Below are 14,330 nucleotides of genomic sequence, written 5' to 3'. Positions count from 1 at the left end.
CCCGAAGACGACGCTGAACGCATTACCGCTGCTCACCATCGCGCTGAGTTACGTCGCGATCGTGCCGAACCAGATCGCTGAGACCGTCTTCGACGGGCTCACGCGCGGCATGCTCTACGTGCTGCTGGCCCTCGGTCTTAACATCATCCTCGGGCTGATGGGCGTTATCAACTTCTCGCACGGCGCGTTCTTCGCGCTGGGCGCGTACATCACGTTTACGCTCTCCACCAAGATCGGTCTGTTCCCGGCGATCATCGTCGCCGCGCTGTGCATGGCGGTGCTCGGCATGCTCATGGAGAGCGTGTTCATCCGCCGCCTCTACGGCCGGCCGCCGGAACACGTGCTGATGTTCACGTTCGGCGCGTTCTTGATCTTCGTCCAGATCATCCGCAAGGTGTGGGGCGACACGCCCGAACCGCTCTCGCCCAGCGGCTGGCTTGCGGGATCGATCAATCTCGGCTTCATGCAGTACCCGACCTTCCGTCTCATCGTCGTTCTCGTGACCATCGTCGTGGTCATCTTGGTTTACCTCATGCTCGAGCGCACCAATCTCGGGCTGACGATCCGCGCCGGCACGCGCGACAGCGAGATGGTGAGCATCTTGGGCATCAACATGCCGCTGACGTTCACCGTGGTGTTCGGCCTCGGGTCGCTGCTGGGCGGCCTGGCGGGCGGGCTTGAAGCGCCGCTCTATAACATCGATCCGAACATGGGCGCCACCTACATCATCATCGCGTTCCTGGTGGTGATCGTCGGCGGCATCGGCTCGTTCTGGGGCGCGGTGGTCGGCGGGCTCATCATCGGCTTGCTGCAGGAATTCACGGTCCAGCTGATCCCAGGCGGTTCGTCCGCCGAAGATATCGTGCCGTTCGCCTTCATGCTGCTCATCTTGTTGATCAGGCCGCGCGGCTTGTTCGGCACGGAAGGCCTGTTCGACTGATGGCGGCGACGATACCGGTCCAGCGACCGCGCAGCGGCTGGAACGGCCTGGTGCCGCTGATCGCCTGGGCGCTCGTATTGCTCGTCCTGCCGTGGGTGATGCAGCATCTGCTCAAGAGCAACGTCGCGCTGGCCACCAATATGGTGATCTTCGGCATGATCGCCCTCGGTTTCAATCTGCTGTACGGCCACACGGGCGAGCTGTCGTTCGGGCACGCGGCGTTTGTCGGCCTTGCCGGTTACTTCGCGGCATTTGTGATCCTCAATCACGGCTGGACGTTCTGGCCCTCGATGCTGCTTGCGCTCGCCGCCACGATGCTGCTGGCCTTTGTCCTCGCGCGAGCGATCGTGCCGCGCAGCACCGGTATCTATTTCTCGATGATCATGCTGGCCGTCGGCCAGGTGCTCAACTTCGTCGGCGAGCGTTGGAACGCGGTGACCGGCGGCGATGACGGCTTGCAGGGCATTCCGCGGCCGCAGCACGTGCTCGGCCACGCGCACCTCGACATGAACAACGAGCTCCATTTCTACGTGTTCTGCGCGATCGTCGCGTGGCTGCTCACCCTCTTCATGTGGCGCATCATCCACTCGCCCTTCGGCGCGGTGCTGCACGCGATCCGCGAGAACCGTCAGCGCGCGGAGTTCCTCGGTTTCGACGTCACGCGCTACAAGATCAACAGTTTCGTTCTGTCGGCGCTGCTGCCGGCGGTCGGCGGCGTGCTGCTCGGCTACTACAACGGTGCGGTGAACCCGGGCGAGCTGAACTGGACGGAGTCGGGCGACATCGTCATGATGACGCTGCTCGGCGGCGCGCCGACGTTTTGGGGGCCGATCCTCGGCGCCGGCCTGTTCAAGTTCATGCAGCAGTACATCTCGACGTACACGCAGTTCTGGGAAGGCTATATCGGCATCGTGTTCGTCGGCTTCGTGCTGTTCGCGCCCCAAGGCATCTGGGGTCTGGCTGAAACCGCGTGGCGCAGCCTGCGCGCGAGGCGCGCATGAGCACGATCTTCCGCACCGAGGGGCTTTCGAAGTACTTCGATTCGCTCAAGGCCGTCGACGGCGTGGATTTCGCGGTCGAAGAGGGCGAGATCCACGCGATCATCGGCCCCAACGGCGCGGGCAAGACGACGTTCTTCAACATGCTCACCGGTAATTTCGCGCCGACGGCCGGCAAGATATTCTTCCGCGATGAGGACATCACGGGTCTACCGCCGCACCTCATCACGCGCAAAGGCATCGGCCGCTCGTTCCAGATCAGCAACATCTTCGGCGGGCTGAGCGTGTTCGAGAACGTGCGCGTGGCCGTGCAGGCGACGTACGGCGACGCGCCGGGGATCCTGGTGCGGCCGAAGTGGTTGGGCGAGGTCGACGACAAAGCCGAGGCGATCATGGAGCGGGTCGGCTTGACGCGCTTCGCGTACGCCCAAGCCGCCACGCTCTCGCACGGCGACGAGAAGCGTCTGGAGATCGGCCTGGTCATCGCGGCCAATCCTAGCCTGCTGCTCTTCGACGAGCCGACCGCCGGCATGTCGCTTGACGAGTCGAAGCAGACGATGCAGATGCTGCAAGACCTGAGCAAGCAGCACACGATCGTGCTCATCGAACATGACATGGATCTCGTGATGTCGCTCTCGAACACGATCACCGTGTTGCAGAACGGGCGCAAGATCGCAGAGGGTTCGCCCGCCGAGATCAAGGGCAATGCGCAGGTGCAGCAAGCGTACCTGGGGACCGCCATCTGATGTTCCTCGAAGCGCGCGGGCTCAACACGTACTACGGCAAGAGCCACATCTTGCAAGACGTCTCGATCGACGTCGATCGCGGTGAGGTCGTCGCTCTGATCGGACGCAACGGATCGGGCCGCAGCACCACGCTCAAGACGATTGCCGGCGTCACGCCGCCACGCAGTGGAACCGTCACCCTCGACGGGCAGAACATCACCGGCCTCAAGCCGTACACCATCTCGCGCCGCGGCGTGGCGTACGTGCCCGAGGAACGGCGCATCTTCCCGAACTTGACGGTGCTGGAGAACCTCAAGCTTGCCACGCTTGCAGGCCGCAAAGGCCCGTGGGATTACAAGAAGGTGTTCGAGTTCTTTCCGCGGCTTGAAGAGCGCAAGACGAACGAAGGGAAGTCGCTGTCAGGCGGCGAGCAGCAGATGTTGACGATCGCGCGGGCGCTGATCCAGAACCCGGCGATCATCTTGCTCGACGAGCCGCTCGAGGGCCTCGCGCCGGTCATCGCGCAGGCGATCCAAAAAGCCATCATGGAGATGAAGACTGAGGGCCTGACGATGCTGCTGGTCGAGCAGAACGCCCGCGTTGCGCTCGCGGTGGCCGATCGCGCCCACGTCCTCTCCGACGGGCAGATCGTAGCCTCCGATACATCGGCGCAGCTGCGCGCGGATCAGGAGCTGATGCAACGCTACCTCTCGGTGTAGCGGTCGAATTCATTCGACCGCCCACACGGCGATATGGAGCGGTCGAATTCATTCGACCGCCGGCTCGCGCCGGGCGGACCACGCCTGCGCCGAGGACGCTCGGATCTTCGGGATATTTTGACTCCTTCGCTCGGTGGCTCCGGCTCTCGCCGTCGCCAACGCCTCGGCTATCGGCGTGGTCCGCCCGGGCGCTTCTCACGACTGCGATCTCTTGCGCCGCGATCGCAGGCGCGCTCGTCGCACCCGCGGCCGCGGCGACGCCGCCTAGCTCGATACGCATCGCGTTCATCCCGATGGACGATCGCCCCGCGACCGAGCTTTTCCCGCAGCGGACGGCGGCGATTTGCGGCGCGCAACTGATCCTGCCGCCGCCTGGCCTGCTCGGGCATTTCATTCAGGCCGGCGATGCCGACGGGCTCACGCGCTGGCTGCTCGGTCTCGACACGACGGGCCTGAGCGCGCTGGTGGTCTCCGCCGATATGCTCGCGTATGGGGGCCTCGTGGCCTCGCGCACCGCAGCAACGCCGCTCGCCGACGCACGCACCAGGATTGGCGCGCTGGCCCGCTTTCACGAGCTCCATCCTACGGTTCCGATCTACGTGTTCGGCACGATCATGCGCCTCACGCCGACCGAGACGCCGCAAAGCGAGGCATACCTCGACGCGCTTGCATCGTACGCTCGCCTCGCGGGGGCACCGCATCCGTCGCCCGACCAGGCCGTCCAGTTGGCGGATTACCGCAGGCAGATCCCCGACAGCGCGTATTGGGATTACATCGGCGCGCGTGCGCGTGATATCGACACGGACGAATCGCTTGTGACGATGGCCGCACAGGGCAGCGTCGCCTGGCTGGCGATCACGCAGGATGACGCCGGATCCCCCGACGGTCTCCAGATCAGCGAGCAAGGCCGTCTGCGCGCGCTGATCGGCCGGCTGCGGGTCGGCGACCGCGTGACCATCAGTTCCGGCGCGGATGAGATGGGCATGGTGGCGGTGACTCGCGCGATCGAGGACGCGGCGGCGTGGTATCCCCCGATCTCAATCGAGTACTCGACTCCGCGCGGCCCGCAGATGCAAGACCCGCTTGAGGATGCGCCGGTCGGACAGACGATCGACGGGCTGGTGCGGGCGTTGAACCTTCCCAGGACTGGCTATCTGGTGGATCTCAGGCTCTACGTCATCGTGCCATCGACGACGCCGGATTTGCGCAGCTATCTGGATTCGCTGACCGACGATGTGCGCCACGGATACCGCATCGCGATCGCGGACTTGACCTTTATTGCCGACGCCCCCGAACAGGAGCGCATGACCGTTGACGCTTTGCGCGCGGCGGGAGTGGCCGCCCGCCCGGTCGCCTACGCCTCATGGAACACGACCGCGAACTCGGCCGGCACGGCGCTCGCGGCCGGCACGTGTTTCTCGCTCGGCGAGCGTTTCGGTAGCTCGCCGGTGTCGGCACGGGCGAACTTCCTGTTCGACCGCTACGTCGATGACTACGCGTACCGCTTGCTCGTCCGGCCGCCGCTCAACGCCGACCTGCGCGCGCGAGGGTATGACACCTACGCGCTGGGTGTCGGCACGCAAAACGCCGAGTCGCAGATGCGCCGCATGCTGTGGCCGCTGGCCATCGATATCTTCGACGGCTCCTTCGCGCCCGACGGTTGGACGCAAAGCGAGCTAGGGCTGTACCTGCCGTGGCAGCGCACATTCGAAGTGCGCGTGGACTCTCGCTTGGCGCCGAAGACCGCCTCGCCCTAAGCGGCAGGTGTGGGTGGCTGGCAGATCTCGATGAGAGCATCTCCGGTCGCGCTCGGATGGATGAACGCGATCAGGTTGCCGTGCGCGCCGCGGCGCGGGCGTTCGTCGATGAGGCGAACGCCGTGCGATCGCAGCCGCGATAGTTCGGCATCGATGTCGGCGACTCGGTACGCGATATGGTGCAGGCGGGATTCCTTGTCGCCTAAGAAGCGCACCAACGGCGAATCTGCAGACAGCGGCCGCAAGAGCTCGATCGTAGAGTCGCCCGCGCGCATGCCGACGATCTCCACACCCTGATCGGCTACCGTCTCGCGGTAGCGCTGCTCGAAGCCGAGGGACGCGTACAGCGCCGCACTGCGCTCGAGATCGGCCACCACGAGCGCGATGTGGTCAAGGTGCGGCTCGTGCATCACACGACGGCCGCCGGATGATAGACTGAGAAGACTTCGCGCAGCGCATCGGCGACCTCGCCGAGCGTGCAGCCGGCGTCGACCGCCTCGACGAATTCGGGCATGAGCGGCGCACCCGATGAGGCCGCGCGTTTGACGGCGGCCAGCCGCGCTGCGGCCGCCGAGCCGTCGCGGTGCGCGCGAAACGCCGCCAGCCGCTCGCGCTGTTCGCGCTCGACCGACGGATCGATGCGCTGCAGCGCCGGCGCGGCAGAAGAAGACCCGGGTTCGACGAACTTGTTGACGCCCACGACCGTCGCCTCGCCGCGCTCAAGCCGCGCTTGCGCGCGGTACGCGCTGTCGGCGATCTGCTCTTGCATCCAACCGCTCTCGATCGTCGCGACCGCACCGCCCCGCTTGTCGACCTCGGCCATGATCTCTCGCGCCTTGTCCGCCAGCTCGCAGGTCAGGCGCTCCACGAAGTACGAGCCGGCCAACGGATCGGCGGTGTTGGGGACACCGCTCTCATAGGCGATGATCTGCTGCGTGCGCAGCGCGAGTTTCGCCGCGGCCTGCGTCGGCAGCGCGAGCGCCTCGTCCATGCTATTGGTGTGCAGTGATTGCGTGCCCCCCAGCACCGCGGCCAGCGCCTGCAGCGCGACGCGCACGACGTTATTCTCCGGCTCCTGGGCGGTAAGCGTCGAGCCGCCGGTCTGGGTGTGGAAGCGCATGAGCCACGCTTTGGAGGACTTCGAGCCAAAACCGTCGCGCACGATCTGCGCCCACAGCAGCCGCGCTGCGCGGAACTTGGCGATCTCCTCGAAAAAATCGTTGTGCGCGTTCCAGAAGAACGACATGCGCGCGGCGACGTCGTCCACCGGCAGCCCGGCGTCGGCGGCGGCGCGCAAATAGGCGCGCCCGTTGGAGAGCGTGAACGCGAGCTCTTGCGCGGCCGTCGAGCCGGCCTCGCGGATGTGATAACCGCTGACGCTGATGGTGTTCCACTTGGGCACTTCGCGCGCGCAATACGCCATCAGATCGGTGACCAGCCGCATCGACGGCTCCGGCGGATAGATGTACGTGCCGCGCGCGGCGTACTCTTTGAGGATATCGTTCTGCGACGTGCCGGACAATTTCGAGAACGGTATACCGCGCCGCCGTGCGAGCGCGAGATACAACGCCAGTAGGATGGCCGCCGGCGCATTGATCGTCATCGAGACGCTGACCTGATCCAACGGGATGTCGTCGAAGAGCGTCGACATATCCTCGATGGTGTCGATGGCGACGCCGGTGCGGCCCACCTCACCGGAAGCCAACGGCGCATCCGAATCCATGCCCATCTGCGTCGGGAGGTCGAACGCTACCGACAGTCCCATCTGCCCGTGTGCCAGCAGATAACGATAGCGCTCGTTCGACTCTTTGGCTGTGGCGAAGCCGGCGTACTGGCGCATCGTCCACAAGCGCGCGCGATACATCTCGCGCTGGATTCCGCGCGTGAACGGATACTCGCCCGGCAGCGGCTGGTGCGCCAGGTCGAGATCGGCGACATCCCCAGCCGTATAGACCGGCTTGATCGGGATGCCGCTGTCGGTCTCTCGTTCGTGCATCAGAAGAGCCGTTCGGCGCTCCCGATGCCGCAGCCTAGCGGACGGCGAGCCCGGTCGAGCAGCCCGTGCCGCCCGGGAATGGTAGCGTATATGCCGGCGCAGAGGTGGCGCTGAACGACGCCGTGGCGTAGACCTTGATCGTGCTCGAGCAGTCGGAGATGTACAGATTGCCCGCGTGGTCGAGCGCCATGTAGTAGGGATGGATAAGAGCGCTCGTCGCTTGCAGGTCCGTGATCGCCGGCGTCGCGCCGTCGCTGACCGGCGCGTTATAGCGATACAGATTGCCATTCGCGAAGTCGCCGACGTACAGATTGCCCGCGGTGTCGAGCAGCATCGCGATCGGTTGGGTCAGCGGCGAAAGATTCGCATTGATCGTGGTCGGCGGGGCGTTCAGCCGGACCACGTGGTCGTTCGCGGCCACATACAGGTCGCCGCTGCTGTCCGAGATGACGTTGGCTGGGGCGGTGATCGCGATGTCGGCGAACGCTGCGGGGGTCGATACACCCATGAACGGTCCATGGAAACCCAGCAGCGCGCCGTTCCCATCGTCCACCACCCACAGAGTGCCGGTCGGATCGAAGGTGAAACTGAGCGCGTTGTTCGTACCGGTCATGTTGACCGTCGCGGCCGGCACGCTCGCGGATGTCAAAGGCAGCATGTACCCGTAGATGATCGATGGATTCAAATCGTTGTCGACCCAAAGCATCCCGGACGAATCGAACTCCGCGTCGTAGAGCGCCGTGAAGCCGGTGGCGACGGTGACCGTCGGCATGGATGCGGCGGAGGCGGGCAGTGGGTAGACGTAAAGCTTGCCCGAGTTGAAGTCGACGGCGTACAGATTCTGCGCAAGCGGCGTTGGCGTCGGCGTGCTGGTGGAGCTGCTGCTGCATGCGGCAAGACCCATGACCAATGCGGATAAGACGAACGTGATGACCGGCTTCGAACTCATAGGGCCTCCCAGCACGAGCCACGCCGATGGCTTGGGGCTTTTCGGTCAGTCGATGCAGCACACCTCGAGCTTCAAGGCAACGGCACAATCGGTCACTCCCCGAGGGTCTCGAGTGCGAGGAGGGGCGAACCGGTCTCGATCGTATCGCCCGCCTTGGCGCTGATCGACGCGACGACGCCGGCTCGATGCGCGATCACTTCGTTCATCATCTTCATCGCCTCGATGACCGCCACGACCTGGCCATCTTGCACGTTATCGCCCGGTTTGACTCGGATCTCGGCGACGATGCCGTGCATGGGCGCGGCGACCGACGCGGAGTTCGTGCTCACGCGCTTGGCAGGTTTGAAACGCGGCGCGCGCCGCGACGCGGCCGTCCGGGCGCCGTTCAGGCCCAGCACGCGCACGTTGAAGCGTTTGTCGTCCACTTCGACTGCGAGCGTCGTCGGCTTGGGCTCCGCGGCGCCCTCTCCGCCCTCGCTCGACGCGCGCGGGTACGCCGCTTCGATAGCGCTTGCGTGCAGCCGCCTGAACTCGTCGACGCTCAGCGTGGTATAGTCGCCGCGTGCGAACGCCGGATCGGCGAGCAGCATGCGCAAGAACGGGATGGTCGTCTCCACGCCGGCGATGTCGAACTCGCCGAGCGCGCGCTGCATCCGCGCGCGCGCTTCGTCGCGGTCCTGGCCCCACACGACCAGTTTGCCGATGAGCGAATCGTACTCTTGAGGGATGACGGTGCCCGCGACCCCAGCGGCGTCCACGCGCACGCCCGGACCGCCGGGCTCCCTGTAACGCTCGATGCGCCCTGCGTGCGGCCGGAAATCGTCGGCTGGCGACTCGGCGTTGATCCGGCACTCGATGGCGTGCCCGCGCGGCGAGAGATCGGACTGTGAGAACCAGAGCCGCTCGCCCGCCGCGACGCGGATCTGCGCCTTGACCAAGTCCAAGCCCCACACCATCTCGGTCACCGTGTGCTCGACTTGGATGCGCGTGTTCATCTCGAGGAAGTAGAAGTCGTCATCATCGACAAGGCATTCGATCGTGCCCGCGCTGTCGTACTTGATCGAGCGCGCGAGCTTTGCTGCCGCAGCGAGCAGGCCATCGCGCACTTGCGCAGAGATGGAGGCCGGCGTCTCCTCGACGAGTTTTTGGTGGCGCCGCTGCATCGAGCAATCGCGCTCGCCAAAATGGACGACGTTGCCATACTTGTCGCCGAAGATCTGGACCTCGACATGCTTTGGCCGCGCGAGATATTTCTCGACATAGAGCGTGCCGTCGCCGAAATAGGCCGACGCCTCGCGCTGAGCCATCTCGATCGCGTGCGTGACTTCGCCGGCGTCGTGCGCGACCTTCAGACCCTTGCCGCCGCCGCCCGCTGCCGCCTTGATCGCGATCGGATAGCCGAATTGCTTGGCGAGTGTGCGCACGGCGTCGGCGTTGGTGACGGGCTCGATCGTTCCCGGCACGACTGGGATGCCCGCCGCCGTCGCCGCGCGCCGCGCCGCGATCTTGCCGCCCATCATCTCGATCAGGTCTGCTGACGGTCCGATGAACGTCAGGCCGTGCTCGGCGCAGGTGCGCGCGAACCGCGCGTTCTCAGCAAGGAAGCCATAGCCGGGATGGACGGCGTCGCAGCCCGACTGGGCCGCGACCTCCATCAGCCGCTCGACGTTGAGGTACGATTGTGCAGCCGGCGCGGGGCCCAGCCGATAGGCCTCGTCGGCGGCGCCCACGTGGACAGCTCCGCGGTCGGCGTCGGAGTAGACGGCCACTGTCGGGATCCCGAGCTCGCGACACGCGCGGATGACGCGCAACGCGATCTCGCCGCGATTGGCGACGAGGATCTTCTTAAACGCCGTCATCGAGCGCCTCGCGCCGCGCCGCCTCCAACCACGCCGTGCGCGATGGAGCGGTCGAATTTATTCGACCGTCGAATGTATTCGTCCGCGCATTCTCCTCGACGATTTTCAACGCTGCCTCGATCGCCGCGAGCTCTTCGGCCGTCGGCTGCGGCGTCACATCGAGGATCTTCAAAGCGGGATGTTGCCGTGTTTGCGCGCCGGGCGCGCCACGCGCTTGGTCCGCAGGGTCCGCAGGGCGTCGATCAGCACCGGGCGCGTGTTGGCTGGGTCGATCACGTCGTCCAGGTAGCCGCGTTCGGCCGCCACGTACGGGTTGGCGAAGCGCTCGACGTACTCGTTGACCAGCTCGTCGGTCTTGAGGGCCGGATCGGCCGCGCCAGCGATCTCATCGCGGAAGATGATCTTCACCGCCCCTGGCGGTCCCATGACGGCGATCTCCGCGGTCGGCCACGCGACGTTGAAATCGGCGCGGATGTGTTTGCTGTTCATGACATCGTACGCGCCGCCATACGCCTTGCGCGTGACCACCGTGACCTTGGGCACGGTGGCCTCGGCGAACGCGTAGAGCAGTTTGGCGCCGTGCTTGATGATGCCGCCGAACTCCTGGCTCGTGCCGGGCAGAAAGCCGGGCACATCGACGAACACGACCAGCGGGATGTTGAACGCGTCGCAGAAACGCACGAAGCGCGCGCCCTTGACGGACGACGCGATGTCGAGCACGCCCGCCAGCACTTTCGGCTGATTGGCGACGATGCCGACCGGCTGGCCGCCTAGACGCGCAAAGCCGACCACCAACGAACCGCCATACAGCGCCTGCACCTCGAAGAAGTCGCCGTCGTCGACCACCCGCGTGATCACGCTGACCATGTCATATGGCAGGTTCGGCGCCGCCGGGATGAGATCGATGAGACCCGGGTCGGTGCGCTTCGGGTCGTCCTCGGGCTCGACGGAGGGTGGATCGTCCAAATTGTTCTGAGGCAAGAACGAGAGCAAGTGCCTGATCTGCTCGAACGCTTCGTCTTCGTCTGCCGCCACGAATTGCGCGACGCCGCTCTTGGCGTTATGCGTGACCGCGCCGCCGAGCTCTTCGAACGAGACCTCCTCGCCGGTGACCGTCTTGATGACCTCGGGTCCGGTGATGAACATCTGTGAGATCTTGTCGACCATGATGATGAAGTCGGTGATGGCGGGGCTGTAGACGGCGCCGCCGGCGCACGGTCCGGCGATGAGCGAGATCTGCGGGATGACGCCCGACGCCTGCACGTTGCGCCAGAAGATCTCCGCGTAACCGCCCAGGCTGACCACGCCCTCTTGGATGCGCGCGCCGCCCGAATCGTTGATGCCGATCATCGGGCAGCCGATCTTGACCGCCAGGTCCATGACCTTGCAGATCTTCTCAGCGAAGACTTCGCCTAGCGACCCACCCAGCACGGTGAAGTCTTGAGAGAAGATGCAGACGCGCCGGCCGTCGATGGTGCCATGGCCCGTGATCACGCCGTCGCCGACGAAGCGGCGCTCTCCCAGCCCGAATGCGTCGGTGCGGTGCACCGCAAAGGCGTCAAGCTCGACGAAGCTGCCGCCATCGAGCAGGCGCTCGACGCGCTCGCGCGCGGTCAGCTTGCCTCGTTCGTGCTGCTTGGCGATGGCGGCTTCGCCCGCGGGCGCGAGCGACTGCGCCCGCTTCTTCGCAAGAAGATCGAGTTCGGACTCGTGCGACATGGACGCGGGTTTCCGTGTGCGGGCCGGGCGTCCCCGCTCAGGGGCTACTTGCGCTTATGCAAGGCGAAGGTGTTGCCTTCGCTATCCTCGCCGAACACCATGAAGCAGATCGGGGTCTCGGCGAGCTTCCCATCATCGTGGAACTTGACGCCGCGAGTTTTGGCCGCGGCGACGATCGCGTCGAGATCCTGGACCGCGAACATGACGCCCGAGCCGCCGCGCCAGTAGCGGCCGAATTCGGCCTCCATGCCTTCCGGAAGCTTCATGATGCCGAACGCCTCGCCGTTTGGCAGCGTCCACTCGGCGCCGAAGCCCGGCATGGGCATGGTGGGCTCCATGCCGAGCAGGTCCGTGTAGAATTTGGTCGCGCGGTCTAGGTCGCGGACGCTGTAGTAGATCGCGTCGACGCCCCAGACGCTTGTCGCTTCAGCTGTGGCCATCGTCTATTTGCGCCGGTGCAGGATGAACGTGTTGCCTTCGCTGTCCTCGCCGAAGGCCATGTGGCACACCGGCGTGTCTTCGATGTGACCGTCGCCGTCGAATTTCACGCCGCGCGCTTTGTGCTCCGCGACGGCCGCGCCGACGTCATCGACCGAGAACAAGATGCCGCCATGCGGCGTCCACTCTTCGGTCTGGTACAGGCCGAACGTTTCGCCGTTCGGGAACGTGTACTCGACAACGGTCTCGCCGACCGTTACCGTAGGCTCTTGGCCCAGGAGTGCGTTGTAGAACTTAGTTGCGCGCTTGATGTCCTTCACGGTGTAGTAGGACGCATCCATGCCTTTGACTTTGGTCGCTCCAGCGGTTGCCATCAGAATACTCCTCAAACTTTCCATAACGGGGCCGGCTTGTGACGCCGGGCACGGGGGATTCGGCGGCGGTTGCGCTTTCCTTGCCAAGGCTGCCCAGGCCGAAACTATGGAGCGGTCGAATTTATCCGACCGTGGCCAAGATACTATTGCTCCAGTTCGATAGCGACCCGGATTGCGCTGCGCGCCGCGAGGCGCTCACCGCATTGGGCGCGTCACTGGTCGAAGCCGAGCCGCGCTGGCCGACGTTCTTCGATGTCCTCAACCGCGAGCGGCCCGATGTCATCGTCATCTCGCTCGGGCGCATCCCCTCGCATGGCCGCGAAGCGGCGCGATATATCAAAGACGGCTTCAACTCGCGCAATGTGCCGGTGTTCCTGACTGACGTGCCCGCGAAGGACATCGACAAGTGCCGGCAGTCGGCGCCCACCGCAGTGATCGTCGAACGCCGAGACTTGCACGACGCGGTCTATAAGAAGCTGACGGAAAAACTCGCCGGCACTACCTAGGCTCTAGGCCCCAGCGATATTCCGCGAGATAGGCTTCCACAATCGGTGTGTCGCCTATCCGTGGTTCCGAATAAGTAGATGCGCGAGCAGCGTCGATTGCGGATTGATCGAGCACCTTGTTTCCCGAAGATCGATAAATTCTTGCGTCGATCAGATCGCCTCCCTTCTCGACGATCACGACGACTGTCGCGAAACCCTGTATACCTTGCTCTCTGATAAGCTCAGGATACTTGGGAGACACTTTCGTCAAGAAGTCCGCGTCGGTGACCTTCTGGGTAGTCATAATTTCGGGTCCCAAGCTGACTTGGCTATCGTCAAACGTCTGCGTTTCGGGGAAGCGCAAAGAGTCCTTATCGATCTCTATCGAATGACCAGGCGCCCCAAGACAACCCGTCATTTCCGCAATGCCATTGCCACCGACCTCGACGACCTCTAACCCGATTACGTCATCGCTTGGCCATGTAAAGTAGACCGTTTGCTTGCCGGTCAAGCCACGAGCTAATATCGAACTAGGCTCCGTGCCCTTGGCGCCCTGGGCGAGGAGCCGAGCTCGATCGATGCGACCGGTTGTCTCGATCTCCAACCGGTAAATCATGTAGCCATGGACCGACCCGATCGCTCTGCGCCACAGACCTTTCACACCGATCGGACAGCCGAACGCATCGGGGGCCGCCGTGGGAGCCGTCGTCGTCGTCTCATCGAGCAAGGCCAATGCCGCCGGGACCTGTCGCGTGGCGGCGCTCACGGTGAGGTCCGGAGATACGCCGTGACCCTCTAAACGCTGGCCGTCGGGCGCGTGCATGTCAAGCGTCGCGACTCTCAACAATCCGCCGTCGTCGAGCGCCATCTCGACGTCCACGCCCAACACCTTGCCTGCGGTCTGAGTGCCGACCAGTGTGGCACGGTGATAGTATTGCAGTGCGCGTGCGAGCGACTCGGCGCCGCTGCGGCTGTTCGTATCGACCAGCACCACCAAGCGTCCGCCGTACGTGACGCCCGCGTCGCTGGTCGCCGTGAAGCGTTGGGATCCAAAAAAGTGATAGCGTCGCGTGCCCGTCGAGATCAGCGTCCCCACCGGTAAGAACACACCCGCGACGGCATCGACCGAGTCGACCAAGCCGCCCGGATTGCCGCGCAGATCGAGCACGAGCGCGCGGTCGCGCCCGACGTCGCTCATGGCCCATCGCAGCACGCTCTGCATGGAATCAGGGAATGACGAGATGCGCAGGTAGCCGACACCCGGCGCCAGCGTCTTCCAGTCCACCGCCGGACCGTTCGTCGCGCCGTCGGGTGTCATGCCGAACACCGCGTGGCCTCGCCGGTCCCCCGGTGGTTGCAGATCTTGCGGTG

15 protein-coding genes are annotated in these 14,330 nt (G+C 64.9%); 6 read left to right on the top strand and 9 right to left on the bottom strand.

The window, feature by feature from the left end; genetic code table 11:
* Positions 1 to 61: 61 nt before the first annotated feature.
* Genes VKF82_05305 through VKF82_05285 form a run of 5 tightly spaced genes read left to right on the top strand, consistent with a single transcriptional unit; the run spans position 62 to position 5,139 of the window.
* Positions 62 to 940 carry a branched-chain amino acid ABC transporter permease gene (locus VKF82_05305; protein HME81473.1) on the top strand — a complete coding sequence of 293 codons (879 nt, stop codon included), beginning with the start codon at positions 62 to 64 and terminating at the stop codon, positions 938 to 940.
* Positions 940 to 1,941, top strand: coding sequence for a branched-chain amino acid ABC transporter permease (locus VKF82_05300; protein ID HME81472.1), 1,002 nt, complete (start codon positions 940 to 942; stop codon positions 1,939 to 1,941). Before VKF82_05305 ends, VKF82_05300 begins: the two co-directional genes overlap by 1 nt.
* A complete protein-coding gene (locus tag VKF82_05295; protein HME81471.1) occupies positions 1,938 to 2,684 on the top strand; it encodes an ABC transporter ATP-binding protein in 747 nt (248 codons plus the stop codon). Before VKF82_05300 ends, VKF82_05295 begins: the two co-directional genes overlap by 4 nt.
* Positions 2,684 to 3,382, top strand: a complete 699-nt coding sequence (locus VKF82_05290; GenBank protein ID HME81470.1) for an ABC transporter ATP-binding protein — start codon at positions 2,684 to 2,686, stop codon at positions 3,380 to 3,382. The genes VKF82_05295 and VKF82_05290 overlap by 1 nt, the downstream gene beginning before the upstream one ends.
* Positions 3,328 to 5,139, top strand: a complete 1,812-nt coding sequence (locus VKF82_05285) for a DUF4127 family protein (protein HME81469.1) — start codon at positions 3,328 to 3,330, stop codon at positions 5,137 to 5,139. Before VKF82_05290 ends, VKF82_05285 begins: the two co-directional genes overlap by 55 nt.
* Here VKF82_05285 and mce read toward each other — a convergent pair.
* The 8 genes from mce to VKF82_05245 form a co-directional block, all read right to left on the bottom strand.
* The gene (gene mce / locus VKF82_05280) at positions 5,136 to 5,549 is read right to left on the bottom strand and encodes a methylmalonyl-CoA epimerase (GenBank protein HME81468.1); all 414 of its coding nucleotides are present in this window, start codon (positions 5,547 to 5,549) and stop codon (positions 5,136 to 5,138) included. The two genes, VKF82_05285 and mce, sit on opposite strands and share 4 nt — an antisense overlap.
* On the bottom strand, positions 5,549 to 7,135 hold the full coding sequence (locus tag VKF82_05275; protein ID HME81467.1) for a methylmalonyl-CoA mutase family protein: 1,587 nt from the start codon (positions 7,133 to 7,135) through the stop codon (positions 5,549 to 5,551). Before VKF82_05275 ends, mce begins: the two co-directional genes overlap by 1 nt.
* A 34-nt stretch (positions 7,136 to 7,169) precedes the next feature.
* Entirely contained in the window at positions 7,170 to 8,084 is a 915-nt protein-coding gene (locus VKF82_05270) for a hypothetical protein (protein ID HME81466.1), read from the bottom strand.
* A gap of 92 nt (positions 8,085 to 8,176) precedes the next feature.
* On the bottom strand, positions 8,177 to 9,943 hold the full coding sequence (locus VKF82_05265) for an acetyl-CoA carboxylase biotin carboxylase subunit (protein ID HME81465.1): 1,767 nt from the start codon (positions 9,941 to 9,943) through the stop codon (positions 8,177 to 8,179).
* Positions 9,930 to 10,115: a hypothetical protein gene (locus VKF82_05260; protein ID HME81464.1), complete on the bottom strand. Its 186-nt coding sequence runs from the start codon at positions 10,113 to 10,115 to the stop codon at positions 9,930 to 9,932. The genes VKF82_05265 and VKF82_05260 overlap by 14 nt, the downstream gene beginning before the upstream one ends.
* On the bottom strand, positions 10,112 to 11,662 hold the full coding sequence (locus VKF82_05255; GenBank protein ID HME81463.1) for an acyl-CoA carboxylase subunit beta: 1,551 nt from the start codon (positions 11,660 to 11,662) through the stop codon (positions 10,112 to 10,114). The genes VKF82_05260 and VKF82_05255 overlap by 4 nt, the downstream gene beginning before the upstream one ends.
* 44 nt (positions 11,663 to 11,706) lie before the next feature.
* A complete protein-coding gene (locus VKF82_05250; protein HME81462.1) occupies positions 11,707 to 12,102 on the bottom strand; it encodes a VOC family protein in 396 nt (131 codons plus the stop codon).
* A gap of 3 nt (positions 12,103 to 12,105) precedes the next feature.
* Positions 12,106 to 12,474, bottom strand: a complete 369-nt coding sequence (locus tag VKF82_05245; GenBank protein HME81461.1) for a VOC family protein — start codon at positions 12,472 to 12,474, stop codon at positions 12,106 to 12,108.
* 131 nt (positions 12,475 to 12,605) lie between these two features.
* Between VKF82_05245 and VKF82_05240 the strand changes: the two genes are divergently transcribed.
* On the top strand, positions 12,606 to 12,980 hold the full coding sequence (locus VKF82_05240; protein ID HME81460.1) for a hypothetical protein: 375 nt from the start codon (positions 12,606 to 12,608) through the stop codon (positions 12,978 to 12,980).
* Here the strand turns inward: VKF82_05240 and VKF82_05235 are convergent.
* Positions 12,973 to 14,330 (bottom strand): TonB family protein (locus VKF82_05235; protein ID HME81459.1); only part of this gene is annotated, 1,358 nt, incomplete at its 5' end. The two genes, VKF82_05240 and VKF82_05235, sit on opposite strands and share 8 nt — an antisense overlap.

This window comes from Candidatus Eremiobacteraceae bacterium (assembly GCA_035314825.1).
Taxonomy (GTDB): domain Bacteria; phylum Vulcanimicrobiota; class Vulcanimicrobiia; order Eremiobacterales; family Eremiobacteraceae; genus JAFAHD01.
The sequence above is the reverse complement of the archived record's forward strand: the minus strand, read 5'-3'. Positions and strand labels throughout refer to the sequence as shown.

Coding starts and splice junctions, on each gene's coding strand:
- VKF82_05300 (HME81472.1), top strand. CDS start 940: ATGGCGGCGACGATACCGGTCCAGCGACCGCGCAGCGGCTGGAACGGC.
- VKF82_05295 (HME81471.1), top strand. CDS start 1,938: ATGAGCACGATCTTCCGCACCGAGGGGCTTTCGAAGTACTTCGATTCG.
- VKF82_05290 (HME81470.1), top strand. CDS start 2,684: ATGTTCCTCGAAGCGCGCGGGCTCAACACGTACTACGGCAAGAGCCAC.
- mce (HME81468.1), bottom strand. CDS start 5,549: ATGCACGAGCCGCACCTTGACCACATCGCGCTCGTGGTGGCCGATCTC.
- VKF82_05275 (HME81467.1), bottom strand. CDS start 7,135: ATGCACGAACGAGAGACCGACAGCGGCATCCCGATCAAGCCGGTCTAT.
- VKF82_05270 (HME81466.1), bottom strand. CDS start 8,084: ATGAGTTCGAAGCCGGTCATCACGTTCGTCTTATCCGCATTGGTCATG.
- VKF82_05265 (HME81465.1), bottom strand. CDS start 9,943: ATGACGGCGTTTAAGAAGATCCTCGTCGCCAATCGCGGCGAGATCGCG.
- VKF82_05255 (HME81463.1), bottom strand. CDS start 11,662: ATGTCGCACGAGTCCGAACTCGATCTTCTTGCGAAGAAGCGGGCGCAG.
- VKF82_05250 (HME81462.1), bottom strand. CDS start 12,102: ATGGCCACAGCTGAAGCGACAAGCGTCTGGGGCGTCGACGCGATCTAC.
- VKF82_05245 (HME81461.1), bottom strand. CDS start 12,474: ATGGCAACCGCTGGAGCGACCAAAGTCAAAGGCATGGATGCGTCCTAC.